Source organism: Arenibaculum pallidiluteum (assembly GCF_017355985.1).
Classification (GTDB): Bacteria; Pseudomonadota; Alphaproteobacteria; order Azospirillales; family Azospirillaceae; genus Arenibaculum; species Arenibaculum pallidiluteum.
The window spans coordinates 582,108-597,216 of the sequence record NZ_JAFIQU010000003.1 but is presented as its reverse complement, the minus strand read 5'-3'; the positions used below and the strand labels follow the sequence as shown (position 1 = coordinate 597,216).

Sequence of the window (15,109 nt, the reverse complement as noted above, 5' to 3'; positions counted from 1 at the left end):
GGCGATGCCGCCGACAGCCCGCTGGTGGACCGCGAGGGCAGCGCGGATCAGCTCTCCGCGCTGGTCGGCCTGAGCTATCGCTGGTAGCGCGCCCCGGGGACCTTGGAGGGTCCCTTGCGGCGTGGCGACAGGTCAGGCTCGCGCGTCCCACTCGACCCCGGCTTCCGTCCTCGCCCGTGCCGGGCCGGACGATCGCGGGTGGGGCGGAACCATCACACTCTCCCGTCAGGACGATCCCGCGATGCTTCGGAGATTACTAGTTTTCGGTGTCCGCGCGGCCTTCGCGCTCGTCGCGGATTCCGGGGCCCTGGCAGCGCAGTCTGCGGATCAGGAAGCTCGACGGATGCTGCCCGCGGTCGTCGTCGCCGAGGCCGTCGAGGGCGTGATCAGCGATCTCGTTCTTGCGACCGGCTCGATCGAGGCGGTCGAGGAGATCTACGTTTCGCCGCTTGTGGAGGGGCTCTCCATACGCAGCCTGGAAGTCGATCGCGGAGATCCCGTCGAGAAGGGCAGCACGCTGGTCGTTCTCAACGACGACGCGCTGCTTCTGGAGAAAAGCCAGCTCCAAGCCAGTCTCGCGAAGGCCGAGGCGACGCTTGCCCAGTTGCAGGCGCAGCTTGTCGAAGCCAGGGCGAACTCGGAGGAGGCGACGCGGGTCGCTTCTCGCGCGGAACGGCTCTTGGCCAACAGGACGGTTTCGGAGGCCGAGGTCGACCGGCTGAATGCGCTTGCAACCGCATCGCGCGCTCGCGTCCGCTCGGCCGAGCAGTCCCTGAGCATCGCAGGAGCTGATATCAGGCTGGCGCGAGCGCAGCTCGACGATGTCGAGCTGCGCCTCGCCCGCACCTCCGTCAAGGCGCCCGTCAGCGGCGTGATCTCGGCCAAGAACGCCAGGGTGGGCGCGATCGCCAGCGGAAGTGGTCAGCCGCTCTTCGCAATCATCCGCGACGGCGCCGTCGAGATGAAGGGCGATGTCGCCGAGGCCGATCTCGTCAGGCTCGAGGTCGGCCAGCCCGCTGAGGTCCAACTCGCCGGAAGCAGCACGACCCTCCAGGGGAGGATCCGCCTGATCGCACCGACGGTGGACCCGCAAACGCGTCTCGGCACCGTCTATATCTCGCTGGCCCGCGCGGCCGAGGCCCGGCCCGGCATGTATGCGAGCGCAACCATCGTCGCCGAAAGGAAGCAGGCGGTCCTCCTGCCTTGGACGTCCGTCACGTCGGCAGGCGGGAGATCGACCGTCCGCAAGGTCGAGAACGGCGTCGTGCGCCTCGTGCCCGTGACGTTGGGCATCCAGGACGGGGAATTCGTCGAGATCCTCTCTGGCATCGAGGCAGGCGGGCAGGTGGTGGCAAAGGCCGGCGCCTTCGTCCGCGACGGGGATCGGATCGCCCCGGTCAAGCCTGCGCAGCCGACGCCCAACTGACCGGAATCGAGACCATGAACTTCTCCGCCTGGTCCATCCGCAATCCGGTCGCTCCAATCCTCGCGTTCGTCGTGCTCGTGGTGCTCGGCTGGCAGTCCTTCAACTCCTTGCCGATCACGGAGTTTCCGAACATCGACGTGCCGATCGTCTCGATCGACGTCACGCAGGGCGGCGCCACGCCTGCCGAGCTCGAGACCCAGGTCACCAAGCTGATCGAGGACGAGGTCGCCGGCATCTCGGGTGTGCATCACATCGCATCCACGATTACCGACGGCAGCTCGTCGATGGTCGTCACCTTCCGCCTGGAGGTGCCCATCGCGCAGGCGCTGCAGGACGTCAAGGATGCGGTCGACCGGATCCGCGACGATCTTCCAGGCGCGATCGACGCCCCGATCGTGTCGAGGGTCGAGGTCGAAGGTCAGCCGATCCAGACCTTCGCAGTCACCTCGCCCGGCATGACGCTCGAGGAGCTCTCGTGGTTCGTCCACGACACGATCAGCCGGGCCATCCAGGGACAGCGCGACATCGGCCGCGTCGAGCGCTACGGCGGTTCCGACCGCGAGGTGCGGATAGAGCTCGACGACGATCGCCTGAACGCATTCGGGATCACGGCCGCGGACGTCAACGCACAGCTCCGGCGCATGAACGTCGATCTCGGTTCCGGCCGAGGCGAGGTCGGCGGCAGCGAACAGGCGATCCGCGTACTGGGCGACACCCGTGACGTGGCAGAGCTCGCCAATGCGATGATCTCGCTGCCAAACGGCCGTTTCGCGCGGCTGTCGGAACTTGGTCGCGTGACCGATATCTATGAGGAGCCGCAGTCGTTCTCCCGCTTCAACGGGCAGCCTGTCGTCACCTTCGCGGTGTATCGGGCCAAGGGCGCCAGCGAAGTGACCGCCGCGCGGACGGTCGCCAGGACACTTGATGAGATCCGCTCCAAGCACCCGGAAGTCGCCATCGAGATCGTCGACGACGCGGTCTTCGCGACCTATGGCAGCTATCAGGCCGCGCTCGACACGCTGATCGAGGGCGCGGTTCTCGCCGTCGTCATCGTGATGGTGTTCCTGCGCAACTGGCGATCGACGCTGATCGGGGCGGTCGCCCTGCCGCTCTCGGTCATTCCGACTTTCTGGGTCATGGACCTGCTCGGCTTCTCGCTCAACATCGTCAGCTTTCTGGCCTTGACCCTTGCGACGGGCATCCTTGTCGACGACGCGATCGTGGAGATCGAGAACGTCGAACGGCACATCCGGATGGGCAAGTCGCCCTACCGTGCCGCAATCGACGCCGCGGACGAGATCGGCCTCGCGGTGATCGCCACGTCCTTCGCGATCATCGCGGTCTTCCTGCCCGTCTCCTTCATGCCGGGCATCGCGGGGCAGTATTTCATCCAGTTCGGCCTGACCGTCACGATCTCGGTCCTCGTCTCCCTGCTGGTTGCCCGGCTGATCACGCCGGTCATGGCGGCCTATCTGATGCGTCCGGCGGATGCCGACGACGACCGGGACGACCGCAGCGACGGCCGCATCATGAGGCGCTACGTGGCCTTCATCGGCGTGACGACCCGTTGGCGGTACACGACGCTTCTCGTCGCCATCGGCTGCCTGGGCATCTCGACCTACTTCCTCGCCGGCATTCCAGGCAGCTTCATGCCGCCGGAGGACGAGTCGCGCTTCAGCCTGTCGGTCGAATTGCCACCGGGCGCGATGCTCGCGGATACCGAACGGTCAGCGACGGCGATCTATGACCGGATCAGGGATGTCGACGGGATCGAGAACATCCTCGTGCTCGGCGGCACGTCGCCGGACGGCGAACTCGCACTGCGCCGCGCGGGCATCACCGTGCTTCTCGAAAAGCGCGACCATTCGCTCAGCGGCAAGGTCCTGAACGACGTATTCGGCCAATTCCCGCTGATCGGACAGTATTTGCCGAAACTGCGGCCGCCCGCCCGCACCAGGCCGCAGTCCGAGATCGAGGCGGAAGTCCTCGAGCGGCTGCGTTCGATCCCCGACGCCCGCATCTTCAAGGTGAACGAGGAGGGCGAGCGCGACCTGTCCTTCAACCTGCTGTCCGACAACGAGGCGGATCTAGACAGGGCCGTCGCGGCGCTCGCGGCCGGGATGCGCGGCGATCCGCTGATCGCGAACTTCGGCGCGGATGGTGCCCTGCCGCGCCCGGAACTGCAGGTCCGGCCCCGCTACGACCAGATGTCCCGCCTTGGCGTCATGGCGGAGCAGATCGCCGAGGTCGTCCGCGTCGCCACCATCGGCGAGAACGACACGCAGCTCACGAAGATCGCGCTCGACGGGCGGCTAATACCGATCCGCGTCCAGCTCCAGCGCGACTTCCGCACCAATATCGCCGCGATCCGCAACTTGAAGGTCCAGACAGCGTCGGGGGCGATGGTCCCACTGTCGAGCGTCGCCGACATCGACTATTCGGAAGGGCCGAGCTCGATAAGGCGCTACGACCGTCACCGCGTCGTCGCGCTCGGAGCGGACCTGCCGGCCGGCGTCGCGCTCGACACCGCGTCCGACCGCTTCACGGAGATTGCGGCGGGAGTGGACCTGCCTGCGACCGTTGCATTCATGGAAAGCGGCGACGTCGAGATGCAGGTGGAATTGCAGCAGAGCTTCGGCAACGCCATGATCCTGGGCCTGATGATGGTGCTGGTCATCCTGATCCTGCTCTTCAAGGACGTGATACAGCCCTTCACCATCCTGCTCTCGCTGCCGCTCGCCATCGGCGGCGTCGCGGCAGGCCTCATCCTGACCCAGAACGCGCTCTCGATGCCGGTGCTGATCGGGATCCTCATGTTGATGGGCGTCGTCAGCAAGAACGCCATCCTACTCGTCGACTTCGGCATCGAGATGATGCGCCAGGGCATGGACCGCACGGCTGCGATAATCGAGGCCGGGCGCAAGAGGACCCGTCCGATCGTCATGACCTCGATCGCCATGTCCGCGGGCATGCTGCCTTCCGCCCTCGGTGCCGGTGAGGGCGGTTCCTTCCGCGCGCCGATGGCAATCGCGGTCATCGGCGGCATCATCACGTCGACGGCACTGAGTCTCGTCGTCGTTCCCTCCGTCTTCCTGATCCTCGACGATCTCTCGCGGCTGCTCGCCCGCATTCTCGGCCCGCTTGTCGGCAGGAAGGACGAGGAGGACCCGCAGCTCGACCGCGGGGCAGATGACAAGCGCACTGCCGAACAGGGCAGCACCGCGGCAAGCCCTGCGGAGCGCATCAGGAGCCTGGAGGCCGAGCGGTTCGCCAAGTCCGGACGCGCGGCAGCCCAGCCCTGATCCAAACCGGAAATGCGGGAGGCCGCGCCACCCGATGCGGCGCTGCTACCGGCTGCGGCTCCTCTCCATCGCGGCGTCATCGTCGGCCTCGTCCCGCAGGTGCAAGCCGAGGGCCGCGAGATGCCGCTGCGCGGCAGCGGCGACGGCCTGAGGAGGACCGTATGCCGCGATGCGTTCCCAGCGCACCGGGCCCGGCTCCAGGCCGAGCTGGCGGTCGAGCACCGCGGCGTCCGCATCCGAGGCGTCGGAGCTGCGCGCGGCGATGCGGGCCTTGAGCACGGCCCCGTCGCCGTCCAGCCACAGGCCCGCGAAGGCAAGGCTGGCTGCGTGGGCCGCCTCTTCGATCGCGTCCCTCTGCGCCGCCGTCGCGAACACGCCGTCGACGATCACAGGATGCCCCTGCGCCGCGGCCGCGCAGGCCAGGCGGACGGCTTCGGCATAGACGGCCTCGGACCGATCGGCATGGTAGAGCGCCTCGGGCAGGCGGGTCTCCGGCGCGACACCGGCCATACGCTTGCGCAGGACGTCGGTCCGCAGGACCCGCGCGCCCGGCCCAGGCGCAAAACGTGGCGCCAGCCGTGCGGCAAGGGTGCTCTTGCCGGTACCGCTGAACCCTCCGATGGCGAGCACCACCGGTTGCTGCGGACGCAGCAGATCGAGGGCCAGGGACAAATAGGCCGACGCCTCCGCTACACGCTGCGTGCGGTCGGCAGGCGCGGCAACGCCGGCCGCGCCCGCGGTCACATGCGCCCGGATCGCGGCGCGGACCGACATGTAGAACGGCAGCAGATGCGCGTCCTCGTCGCCGGTCATGTCGAGATACCGGTTCATGATGGCGCAGGCAGTCCCCCCGAGCCCGCGATGCACGAGATCCATCAGCAGAAAGGCAAGATCGTAGAGCACGTCGCAACAGGCGATCTCGGGGTTGAACTCGATCGCATCGAACAGGGTCGGCTCGCCGTCGATCAGGACGATGTTCCGCAGGTGCAGGTCGCCGTGCAGGCGGCGCACCCTGCCCTCCTGCCGGCGGCGCTCCACGGTCTCGGAAAGCGCGGTGAGGCGTGCACGGCTCTCGGCGTTCACGGCGCGAACCGTCTCCGGGTCGAGGATGCCGTCCCCCGTCGCCGCAAGCCGCGCCTCGTTCAGGTCCAGCAGGGCGCACATGCCTCGGATGCCCCCGTACCCTGCGACCGGCGGCTGCGCCTCGTGGAAGCCGGCGATGCCGTCGGCAAGGCGCCGGGCAAGCCGGGGATCGAGCTCGCCGCGGCCCGCAACGGCATCGAGGAGCGCATCCTGGTCGAAGCGCCGCATCTGAACCAGCCAGTCCAAGGCCTCGCCCTCGCCGCCGAGCGCCAGGCCACCGCCCGGCCGCCGGACCACCGGTACAACGCCGAGATACACCGTGGGCGCCGTGCGCGCATTCAGCCGGACCTCCTCGAGGCAGGCGGCCCAGCGAAGCTCCACCGTGGAGAAATCGAGATAGGGCAGCCGCACCGCGCGCTTGAGCTTGTAGGCGCGTTCCCCCGCCAGGAAGACGACCGAGATCAGCGTGTCGATCCGGCCGACCGGCCCCGCGATGCCATGGGTCTGCGGCCGCGCCAGGAAGTCCAGCACCTCGTCCTGCCTGGTTGAGGCCGAATCGTCGCTGTCCTGCATCGCCGTGCCCGCCTCAGGGAACCAGGACCGCGGCGCCGGTGATGCGCCCGGAGCGCAGCCGGTCCAGGGCGGTGTTCGCCTCGTCCAGGTGGAAGATCTCCACATGCGTCCGTACGGGCACCCGCGGTGCGAGTGCCAGGAATTCCTCGGCATCGCGCCGCGTCAGGTTCGCAACCGAGCGCACGCTTCGCTCCTCCCACAGCAGCCGGTACGGGAAGGATGGGATGTCGCTCATGTGGATGCCTGCGCAGACCACCGTCCCCCCGCGCTCCGTCGCCGCCAGGGCCGCCGGCAGGAGCCGGCCATCCGGCGCGAAGATCAGCGCGGCATCGAGCGGCTCCGGCGGTGGGGCATCGGACGGTCCGGCCCAGCGGGCGCCGAGGCCGCGCGCGAAATCCTGGCCCTCGACGTCGTCAGGGCGTGTGAACGCGTAGACCTCGCGCCCGAGATGGCCGGCCACCTGGGCCAGGATGTGGGCCGCCGCCCCGAATCCGTAGAGGCCGAGGCGTCGCGCCGCCCCGGCGAAACGGAAGGCGCGGTACCCGATCAGGCCCGCGCAGAGAAGCGGCGCCGCCTCGGCGTCGGAATAAGCGGCATCGACGGGAAAGCAATAGCGTGCGTCGGCCGTTGCCATCTCGGCATAGCCGCCGTCGATCTGGTAGCCCGTGAACCGCGCCTCGGCGCAGAGATTCTCCCGCCCTGCGCGGCAAAAGGCGCAATCGCCGCAGGTCCAGCCCAGCCATGGGACGCCCACCCGATCTCCCGGTGCGAAGCGCGCGACGTCCGGTGCCACGTCGACGACCCGGCCCACGATCTCGTGGCCAGGGATCAGCGGCAGCTTCGGATCCGGAAGTTCTCCGTCGACGACGTGCAGGTCCGTGCGGCAGACGGCGCAGGCGAGAACGCGCAGCAGGACCTGGCCCGGCCCCGGGCGCGGGTCGGGAAGGTCGGCGGCCTCCAGCGGCGCGCCGGTCCGGCGAAGCACCATGGCTCTCATGGCGGAATCCCGATCGGTGCAGCCCGGACCTGTCCATCATGCCGCAGTGCCGGGCGCCCTGCCGCATTGATCCACGTTCCGGCGCCGCGGACAAGCGGGGCATCGGGGCATGCGGCGGTCGCTCAGGCCTGTGCCGACGCCGCGTGATGCCCGTGCCGTCCTGCCGGCGCCCGCGCAGGCGGAACGCAAGGACCAGCAGGTAGATTCCGAAGGCGATGGCGTAGGCGCCCAGCCACAAGGTCATCACCGGGACACCTGGCGGGGGCGCGAGGAACAGGAGAACGCCTCAGGCCAGAGACAGGACGCCGCCCAGGCCGAGCAGCCATTTGGCGTGGGCCCGGCGCAGCCGGAACGCCGCCGCGAGCATCAGCGCGCCACTGACGATGGCCCAGGCCGAGACCAGATCGGCGAAGGCGAGAACAACGCCCACCGGCAGCAGCAGCGCCAGAACGCCCGCGACCAAATCGGCGGCGCGCCCTCCAGGATCAGCCCGCCCCAGCGCTCATACCGCGCCGCTGCGCGGACGCTGGCCACGCATGTCCGCCTGCCTGCGCCAGAGATCTAAAGCGGGATGTCGAGCACCAGCCCGTCATGGGCCGGTTCCACGCCGGGCGGGAGCTGCGCGAGGACGGCCCGGTAATCCATGGCCTGGTTCATATGCGTCAGATAGGCCCGGCGGGGCCGTACCCTCTCGATCCAGGACAGTGTCACCGGGAGATGGGCATGGACGGGGTGTGGCGGCGCGATACGCACGCAGTCGACGATCCAGGTGTCGATGCCTTCGAGCGCGGCGAAGGCGGCCTCGTCGAGGCGCACCACGTCGGTGGAATAGGCGAAGCGCCCAATGCGGAATCCCAGCGAGCGCGCCCAGCCGTGGTCCTGCACGAATGGCACGACGTTCAGGGGGCCCAGCTCGAAGGGCCGTTCGATCACATGCGGAACCAGAGCGGGGCGATAAATTCCCTGCCCCGCATCGAGCGGCCGGAACGCATAGGAAAACCGCTGCCCGAGCGATTCCATGGTCTCGGCGTCGCCATAGACGTCGATGGCGCGGCCCATGCGGACGCAGATATTGCGGAGATCATCGATGCCGTGGGTGTGGTCCGCGTGCCAATGCGTGTAGAGCACCGCGTCGAGCCGGCCCACACCGGCCCGCAGAAGCTGCTCGCGCAGGTCCGGGCCCGTGTCCACCAGGACGGCGAAACCGTTCTCCTCGATCAGGATGGAGGGACGCATCCGCCGGTTCCGCGGCTCCGACGGGTCGCAGGCGCCCCAGTCGCCGCCGACTAGCGGCACGCCGCCGGAGCTGCCGCAGCCGAGAACCGTGACCTGCATGATCAGGCCTCCGGCCGCGGCATCCGGTCGAAGAGGCGCAGGAAGTTCTCCGTGGTCACGCGGGCCAGCTCGGCAGGCGCGACGCCCTTGACCTCGGCGAGCACCGCCGCGGTGTGCGCGACGAAGGAAGGCTCGTTCCGCTTTCCGCGCTTGGGCACCGGTGCGAGATAGGGCGCGTCGGTCTCGACCAAAAGACGGTCCAGCGGCACGTCCCGGGCGATGGTCCTGAGCTCGTCGGAGTTCTTGAAGGTCAGGATCCCGGAAAAGGAGATGTAGAAGCCAAGTTCCAGCGCCTTTTCAGCGAGATAGCGGGCGGAGCTGAAGCAGTGCATGACCCCGCGCAGCCCCTTTCCCGCCCCTTCCTCGGCCAGGATCGCCGCCGTATCCTCTTCGGCGTCGCGGCTGTGCACGATCAGCGGCAGGCCGGCCACGGCCGCTGCGCGGCAATGCAGCCGGAACGATGCCGCCTGTGCGTCCCGCGGGCTCTTGTCGTAGTAGTAGTCGAGCCCGCTCTCGCCGATTCCGACCACCTTGGGGTGGCGGGCGAGATCGACCAGCCGATCGACGGAGACCTCGGCCAGTTCCTCGCCCGCGTTGTGCGGATGCACGCCGACGGAGCAGTAGACCGAGGGGTAGGCCTCGGCGATGGCCCGAATCCGATCGAACCGGGAGAGATGGGTGGAGATCGTGACCATCCGCCCGACCCCTGCCCGCTCGGCACGGGCGACGACCTCGTCACGCTCCTCGGCGAAGTCCGGGAAGTCCAGGTGGCAGTGGCTATCCACCAGCATCAGGCCGCATCCTCGGGCTCGACATGGCGCGGGAAGACGCCCTGGGGCGGCGGCAGCGGCGTCCCCGGCTTCAGGGCATCCTTGTCCCCGAGCCGGTCGAAGCCCCGCTCATCGGCGGCCACGCCAAGCAGGTCGAGGATCCGCGAACTGGCACCGGGCATTACCGGCTGCGTCAGCACCGCGACCTGCCGGATCGTCTCGGCCAGGACATAGAGCACCGTGTTCATGCGCGCGGGATCGGTCTTGCGCAGCGCCCAGGGGGCCTGCTCGTCGACGTAGCGGTTCGCATCGCCGATCACGGACCAGATCGTCTCCAGCATCCGGTGGAAGCCCTGGACCTGGAGCTCGCGGCGGCAGGAATCCAGCAGCGCGCGTGCCGCGCCGAGCAGCCGCTCGTCCGCCTCGGTGAAGGGGCCCGGGGTCGGCACCGCCGCGGCGCAGTTCTTCTGCACCATGCTGAGCACGCGCTGCACCAGGTTCCCGTAGTCGTTCGCGAGGTCGCCGTTGATCCTCTGCAGCATGGCCCGCCGCGAGAAGTCGCCGTCGTTGCCGAAGGGAACCTCGCGCATCAGGAAGTAGCGGGTCTGATCGAGGCCGTAGGTCTCCACCAGCTCGCGCGGCGCGATCGCATTGCCGAGGGATTTCGACATCTTCTGCCCCTCGACCGTCCACCAGCCATGCGCGAAGACCCGCCGCGGCGGCTCGAGCCCGGCTGCCATCAGGAAGGCCGGCCAGTAGACCGCGTGGAAGCGCAGGATGTCCTTGCCGACCATGTGCAGGTTGGCGGGCCAGAACGCGGCGTAGTCGCTGCCGGCACCCGTCTCGGGATAACCGACGGCGGTGACGTAGTTGGTCAGCGCGTCGAGCCAGACATACATCACATGCCGCTCGTCGCCAGGGACCGGAATGCCCCAGGAGAAAGTCGTCCGGCTGATGGAGAGGTCCTTCAGGCCCGACTTCACGAAGGCAACGACCTCGTTGCGCTTGCCGGCCGGCAGGATGAAGTCGGGGTGCTCGTCGTAGAAGCGCAGCAGCCGCTCCTGCCACTCCGACAGGCGGAAGAAGTAGGAGGGCTCCTCGACCCATTCCACCTCGGCGCCGCTGGGGGCGATGCGGCGACCGTCGCCGGTCACCGTCAGCTCGTCCTCGCCGTAGAAGGCTTCGTCGCGCACCGCGTACCAGCCGGAATAGGATCCGAGATAGATCTGGCCGTTGGCCTCCAGCGCCTTCCACAAGGCTTGGCAAGCCGCCACGTGCCGCGGTTCCGTGGTGCGGATGAAGTCGTCGATGGAATAGTCCATCAGCCGCGTCAGGTCTCGGAAGTTCTGCGAGACACGGTCGGCGAAGGCTTGCGGCGTCTCGCCCGAGGCCATGGCCGACTTCTCGACCTTCTGCCCGTGCTCGTCCGTCCCCGTCAGGAATTTCACCGGATGCCCGTCGAGACGTATGAAACGTGCGAGCACGTCGCAGGCGAGCGTCGTGTAGGCGTGCCCGATATGCGGCACGTCATTCACGTAATAGATCGGGGTCGTGACGTAGTAGGGCTTGTGCGCGGCCATGTTGGGCTCCCTTCCCGGGATCAAGCCGCCGCCGCCGCCTCCAAGGTGAGCAAGGCGTTCAGGACCACCTGCTTGCGGTCAAGGTTGGCTGCTTCCGCCCGGGTGAAAAGGCGGGTGACCTTTTCCCATACCTCCACCCACCGTTCAAGCCCGCGCTCCCCGACCAGCCGGCTTGCCACTTCCGTCTCGCCCGGCACGACCGGCGCGGGCACCTCCCCGCGCGCGAGGGCGCGCACCAGCCGGGCGAGCCACCACACCATCAGCTCGGCGGCGACCTCGTAGGCCGCCTCGTTGCCCCGGCGCGCGAGACGGTCCGCGAAGCCATGGGCCGCGACCATGTCGATGCGCGGCGCCTGCCCGAACAGACCTACCATGTCCCGGTAGAGGTCGAGCCCGCCGGCCTCGGCCAGCTCGATCGCACGTCCGATGCTGCCTTCGGCAAGGCCCGCGAGCGCGTGGCGGTCCGCGTCGCCGATATCCGGGCGCGCACGCGCCAGGAGGTCCAGGACGACGGCTTCCGACAGCGGCGAGAGCGCGAGCTTGCGGCAGCGCGAACGGATGGTCGGCAGGAGGCCGCCGGGATTCTCTGTCACCACCAGCAGCAGCGCGCGCGCCGGCGGCTCCTCCAGGATCTTCAGGATCGCATTCTGGCCGGCCGGGTTCAGCCGCTCGGCCCCGTCCAGGACGACCACGCGCCAGCCGCCCTCGGCGGCCGTCAGGCGCAGGAAGGGTGCGATGCGGCGCACCTCGTCCACGGGGATGTCCCGCTTGAGCCGGCCCTTCTTCTCGTCCATCGGGCGCTCGACCGTCAGCAGGTCCCCGTGCCCGCCCGATGCGACGCGGGCGAAGGTCGGGTCGGATGCCGCGATTGCGAGGCTGGCCGGCGGCCGCGGCGCGCCGAACAGGCCCGCCTCCCCGGTGCCGGCGCCCTGCGCAAGCACGAAGCGCGCGAAACGGTAGGCGAGCGTCGCCTTGCCGATGCCGGGGACGCCACCGATCAGCCAGGCATGGGGCAGCCGGCCTGAGTTCCAGGCGTCGAGCAGCGTCCGTTCGGCAGAATCGTGGCCGAGCAGGTCGGGATTGCCGCGCGGCAGTGCCAACGCTGCCCCCTCGCCCGCCATCAGAGCCCCAAGCGCTCGGTCACCGCCGCAATCACGGCCCGGTGCACCGCTTCCGGACCGCGTGCGGCGTCGATCACGGCGCACCGCCCGGGCTCGCGCGCTGCGATGTCCAGGAAGCCCTGGCGCAGGCGCTCGTGGAACGCGACACCCATGCGCTCGTACCGGTCCTCGGCGCCGCCGCGGCTGGCGGCACGGGCAAGCCCGGCCTCGACCGGGAGGTCGAGCACCAGCGTCAGGTCGGGCCGGAAGTCGCCGATGGCGATCTCGTGAAGCGCCTCGACCGCGGCGCGGCCGACGCCGTGGCCATAGCCCTGATAGGCCATGGAGCTGTCAGCGAACCTGTCCGAGACGACCCATTTCCCGGCTTCCAGCGCCGGCAGCACCGTGCGCAGCAGGTGGTCCCGCCGCGCGGCGCAGTGCAGCAGCAGCTCGGTCAGCCCGTCCCAGCGTCCGGTGCCGCCCTCGACGAGCAGGCGCCGGATATCCTCTGCGCCTGCCGATCCGCCGGGCTCCCGCGTCGCCACCGCGGTCACGCCGCGCGCCCCCAGCGCCTCGACCAACAGCCGGAGCTGCGTGGTCTTGCCGGCACCCTCACCGCCCTCGAAGGTGATGAACCGTCCCCGCACGTCAGTCGACCGAGCCGCTGACCATGTAGCGCGTGGCTGCCGCGATCCGGCCGAAGATGCCGAGCTGGGGCACGTCCCGTGCGGCGATCAGGGGGATCTCGCGCGTCGAGAAGTTCGGCGCCTCGATGACCAGGCGGCCGATCTGTGTGCCTTTGGCGACGGGCGCGGGGACCGGCTTGTCGAACTTGGCCGTGACCTTAAGCCCCTTACGCTCCTCGCGGCTCATGGTGACCGTCAGGTCCTTGGCGACAGTCGCCGGGACGGTGGCGTCGCGGCCCATCCAGACCGGTGCCTCCTCCACCGGCTGGCCGGCCTTGTAGAGCGCATAGGCGTCGAACTCGCGGAAGCCCCATTCCAGCAGGCGAGCGGATTCGTCTGCTCGGGCCTGCATGCTGTTGAGCCCGTTGACCACCAGGACCAGGCGCCGGTCGCCGCGCTTGGCCGAGGCCGTCAGGCCGTAGCCGGCGATCTCCGTGTGGCCGGTCTTCATGCCGTCGACGCCGATGTCGCGGTAGAGCAGCGGGTTGCGGTTACCCTGCTTGATCCCGTGATAGGTGAACTCCTTCTCCGAGTAGAAATGGTAGTACTCGGGGAATTCCTCGATCAGCCGCTGCGCCAGGACCGAAAGGTCGCGCGCGGTCGAATAGTGGTTCTCGTGCGGCCACCCGGTCGCGTTCATGAAGTTGCTGTTGGCGAGGCCCAGCGCCTTGGCGCGTGCCGTCATGTCCTCGGCGAACTTCTCCTCGGATCCGGAGAGGCCTTCCGCCAGGACCACGGAGGCGTCGTTGCCGGACTGGATGATCACGCCGCGGATGAGATCCTCGACCTTGATCCGATTGCCGAGCTCCGTGAACATCTTGGAGCCCTGCATCTTCCACGCGCGCTGGCTGACCGGCAGCGTGTCGTCCATGGACAGCCGGCCCTGCTTGATCGCCTCGAAGACCATGTACATCGTCATGATCTTGCTCATCGACGAGGTCGGCATCTTCTGGTCCGCGTTCTTTTCGAACAGGACCGTGCCGGTCGTCATGTCGAGCAGCAGCGCCTGACGCGCGGCCGTATCGATCGTGGCGGCACGGGCCGTCGCGCCCAGCGCCAGCGTCAGCCCCACGACGACCAGCGTCGAGAACCGGAGAAGCTTCATCCCTCTACCCCTGTTCCAGAAGCGCGGATCGGGATCCGCGATCATAGCCGTCCCGTAGGACGGAGCTGCGTCAAATTTGCGGCGGCCCTCAGTCGACCACCACCTCGGCGCCCGCAATGCCTGCGGCGAGGACCTGTTCGATGGCGCGGTCGGCGTCGCGGGCTCCTGCATAGGGACCGAGGCGCACCAGGAACTCCTGCGTCCGCCCGGCCATGCGCGAATCGACCCGCACTGGCCCGACGGAGGACATCAGCGCGCGCAGCCGGTCGGCGGCCTGGCGCACCGTCACGGGGCCGGCCTGAACCCAGATCTGCCGGGGCCGTCCCGGTGGTCCCTGCACGACCGTCTCGGCCGGGAGGAAGCGACCGTCCGCTGCCAATCCGCCCGGCACGGTCGCAGAGATATCCAGGGCCGTGCGCTGCACGGAGCGCGGCGCCGACGGCGCGGCGCCCTCGATCTGGACCATCGCACGCGGTGCCGCCCGCGGCGCGGGCGAGCCGTCGTTGCCGGTACCCGCCACCTGGGCCGTCGAGGGCGTCGCCCGCAGCGGCTCGGCGAGCGCGCGGCTCTCCTCGGCAAGCACCTGGACGCGGACCTTGGCCGTTTCGGCCTCCGACGTCCCGAGCAGTTCTGCGGCGCGCCGGCTCAGCGCGATGATGCGGCCGGGGTCCTGCGGCCCGCGATCGTTGACGCGAACCACGACCTGCCGGCCGTTCTCGAGGTTCGTGACCCGCACGAGGCTCGGCAGCGGCAGCGTGCGGTGCGCCGCCGTCATCTGCGTCGCGTCGAAGAGTTCGCTATTGGCCGTCAGGCGCGGCGCGATCCCTGCCCCGACCCATCCAGCCAGGCCGGTCCGGTCGTAAGTATAGTCCTCGGACGGGTAGTACCAGACGCCACCGAGTTCGTAGGGGGCGCCCACCACGAATTGCGGCGCCGCCACCGGAAGCGGCGCCTTCGGCGGTGCGGGCCGCTGCGGCGTGCAGGACGCAGCCAGGACCAGGACGAGCGCGGCGCCGATCAGGCGCCGTGCCCACGGGGACGGCCTGCCGGCCCGACGGACCGGGAAGCCGGACGCTACGAACATGGGTGACGATTCCCCCGAAAGATCGGCATCTGCTTGTGCCATATCGGAATGGGGCCTTCAACACGCCG

12 protein-coding genes are annotated in these 15,109 nt (G+C 69.1%); 2 read left to right on the top strand and 10 right to left on the bottom strand.

Annotated features, from left to right (window positions below; genetic code table 11):
- The first annotated feature begins 343 nt into the window (after positions 1-343).
- Positions 344-1,426 carry an efflux RND transporter periplasmic adaptor subunit gene (locus JUB13_RS10010; RefSeq protein WP_207478639.1) on the top strand — a complete coding sequence of 361 codons (1,083 nt, stop codon included), beginning with the start codon at positions 344-346 and terminating at the stop codon, positions 1,424-1,426.
- 14 nt (positions 1,427-1,440) lie between these two features.
- Positions 1,441-4,728, top strand: coding sequence for an efflux RND transporter permease subunit (locus JUB13_RS10005; protein ID WP_207478638.1), 3,288 nt, complete (start codon positions 1,441-1,443; stop codon positions 4,726-4,728).
- Between the two features lie 45 nt (positions 4,729-4,773).
- Here the strand turns inward: JUB13_RS10005 and JUB13_RS10000 are convergent, their stop codons facing one another.
- From JUB13_RS10000 to JUB13_RS09955, 10 genes are all read right to left on the bottom strand, one after another.
- Positions 4,774-6,384, bottom strand: coding sequence for a bifunctional aminoglycoside phosphotransferase/ATP-binding protein (locus JUB13_RS10000; RefSeq protein ID WP_207478637.1), 1,611 nt, complete (start codon positions 6,382-6,384; stop codon positions 4,774-4,776).
- 13 nt (positions 6,385-6,397) lie between these two features.
- Entirely contained in the window at positions 6,398-7,381 is a 984-nt protein-coding gene (locus JUB13_RS09995; RefSeq protein ID WP_207478636.1) for a zinc-dependent alcohol dehydrogenase family protein, read from the bottom strand.
- Positions 7,382-7,667: 286 nt separating this feature from the next.
- Positions 7,668-7,844, bottom strand: a complete 177-nt coding sequence (locus JUB13_RS09990; RefSeq protein ID WP_207478635.1) for a DUF308 domain-containing protein — start codon at positions 7,842-7,844, stop codon at positions 7,668-7,670.
- A gap of 98 nt (positions 7,845-7,942) precedes the next feature.
- A complete protein-coding gene (locus tag JUB13_RS09985) occupies positions 7,943-8,716 on the bottom strand; it encodes an MBL fold metallo-hydrolase (RefSeq protein WP_207478634.1) in 774 nt (257 codons plus the stop codon).
- 2 nt (positions 8,717-8,718) lie between these two features.
- A complete protein-coding gene (locus JUB13_RS09980) occupies positions 8,719-9,507 on the bottom strand; it encodes a TatD family hydrolase (protein ID WP_207478633.1) in 789 nt (262 codons plus the stop codon).
- Positions 9,507-11,066 carry a methionine--tRNA ligase gene (metG, locus tag JUB13_RS09975; RefSeq protein ID WP_207478632.1) on the bottom strand — a complete coding sequence of 520 codons (1,560 nt, stop codon included), beginning with the start codon at positions 11,064-11,066 and terminating at the stop codon, positions 9,507-9,509. Before metG ends, JUB13_RS09980 begins: the two co-directional genes overlap by 1 nt.
- 20 nt (positions 11,067-11,086) lie before the next feature.
- Positions 11,087-12,187 (bottom strand): DNA polymerase III subunit delta', encoded by a 1,101-nt coding sequence (locus JUB13_RS09970; RefSeq protein ID WP_207478631.1) that lies wholly within the window; start codon positions 12,185-12,187, stop codon positions 11,087-11,089.
- Positions 12,187-12,813, bottom strand: coding sequence for a dTMP kinase (tmk, locus tag JUB13_RS09965; RefSeq protein WP_207478630.1), 627 nt, complete (start codon positions 12,811-12,813; stop codon positions 12,187-12,189). The genes JUB13_RS09970 and tmk overlap by 1 nt, the downstream gene beginning before the upstream one ends.
- Position 12,814: 1 nt before the next feature.
- Entirely contained in the window at positions 12,815-13,957 is a 1,143-nt protein-coding gene (locus JUB13_RS09960) for a D-alanyl-D-alanine carboxypeptidase family protein (protein ID WP_207478629.1), read from the bottom strand.
- A gap of 88 nt (positions 13,958-14,045) precedes the next feature.
- A complete protein-coding gene (locus JUB13_RS09955) occupies positions 14,046-15,041 on the bottom strand; it encodes an SPOR domain-containing protein (protein ID WP_207478628.1) in 996 nt (331 codons plus the stop codon).
- Between the last annotated feature and the right edge of the window lie 68 nt (positions 15,042-15,109).

Excerpts from the sequence above, each read along its gene's own strand:
- JUB13_RS09985 (WP_207478634.1), bottom strand. The coding sequence starts at position 8,716 with ATGCAGGTCACGGTTCTCGGCTGCGGCAGCTCCGGCGGCGTGCCGCTA.
- JUB13_RS09980 (WP_207478633.1), bottom strand. The coding sequence starts at position 9,507 with ATGCTGGTGGATAGCCACTGCCACCTGGACTTCCCGGACTTCGCCGAG.
- metG (WP_207478632.1), bottom strand. The coding sequence starts at position 11,066 with ATGGCCGCGCACAAGCCCTACTACGTCACGACCCCGATCTATTACGTG.
- JUB13_RS10000 (WP_207478637.1), bottom strand. The coding sequence starts at position 6,384 with ATGCAGGACAGCGACGATTCGGCCTCAACCAGGCAGGACGAGGTGCTG.
- JUB13_RS09970 (WP_207478631.1), bottom strand. The coding sequence starts at position 12,187 with ATGGCGGGCGAGGGGGCAGCGTTGGCACTGCCGCGCGGCAATCCCGAC.
- JUB13_RS10005 (WP_207478638.1), top strand. The coding sequence starts at position 1,441 with ATGAACTTCTCCGCCTGGTCCATCCGCAATCCGGTCGCTCCAATCCTC.
- JUB13_RS09995 (WP_207478636.1), bottom strand. The coding sequence starts at position 7,381 with ATGAGAGCCATGGTGCTTCGCCGGACCGGCGCGCCGCTGGAGGCCGCC.
- JUB13_RS10010 (WP_207478639.1), top strand. The coding sequence starts at position 344 with ATGCTGCCCGCGGTCGTCGTCGCCGAGGCCGTCGAGGGCGTGATCAGC.
- JUB13_RS09955 (WP_207478628.1), bottom strand. The coding sequence starts at position 15,041 with ATGTTCGTAGCGTCCGGCTTCCCGGTCCGTCGGGCCGGCAGGCCGTCC.
- JUB13_RS09960 (WP_207478629.1), bottom strand. The coding sequence starts at position 13,957 with ATGAAGCTTCTCCGGTTCTCGACGCTGGTCGTCGTGGGGCTGACGCTG.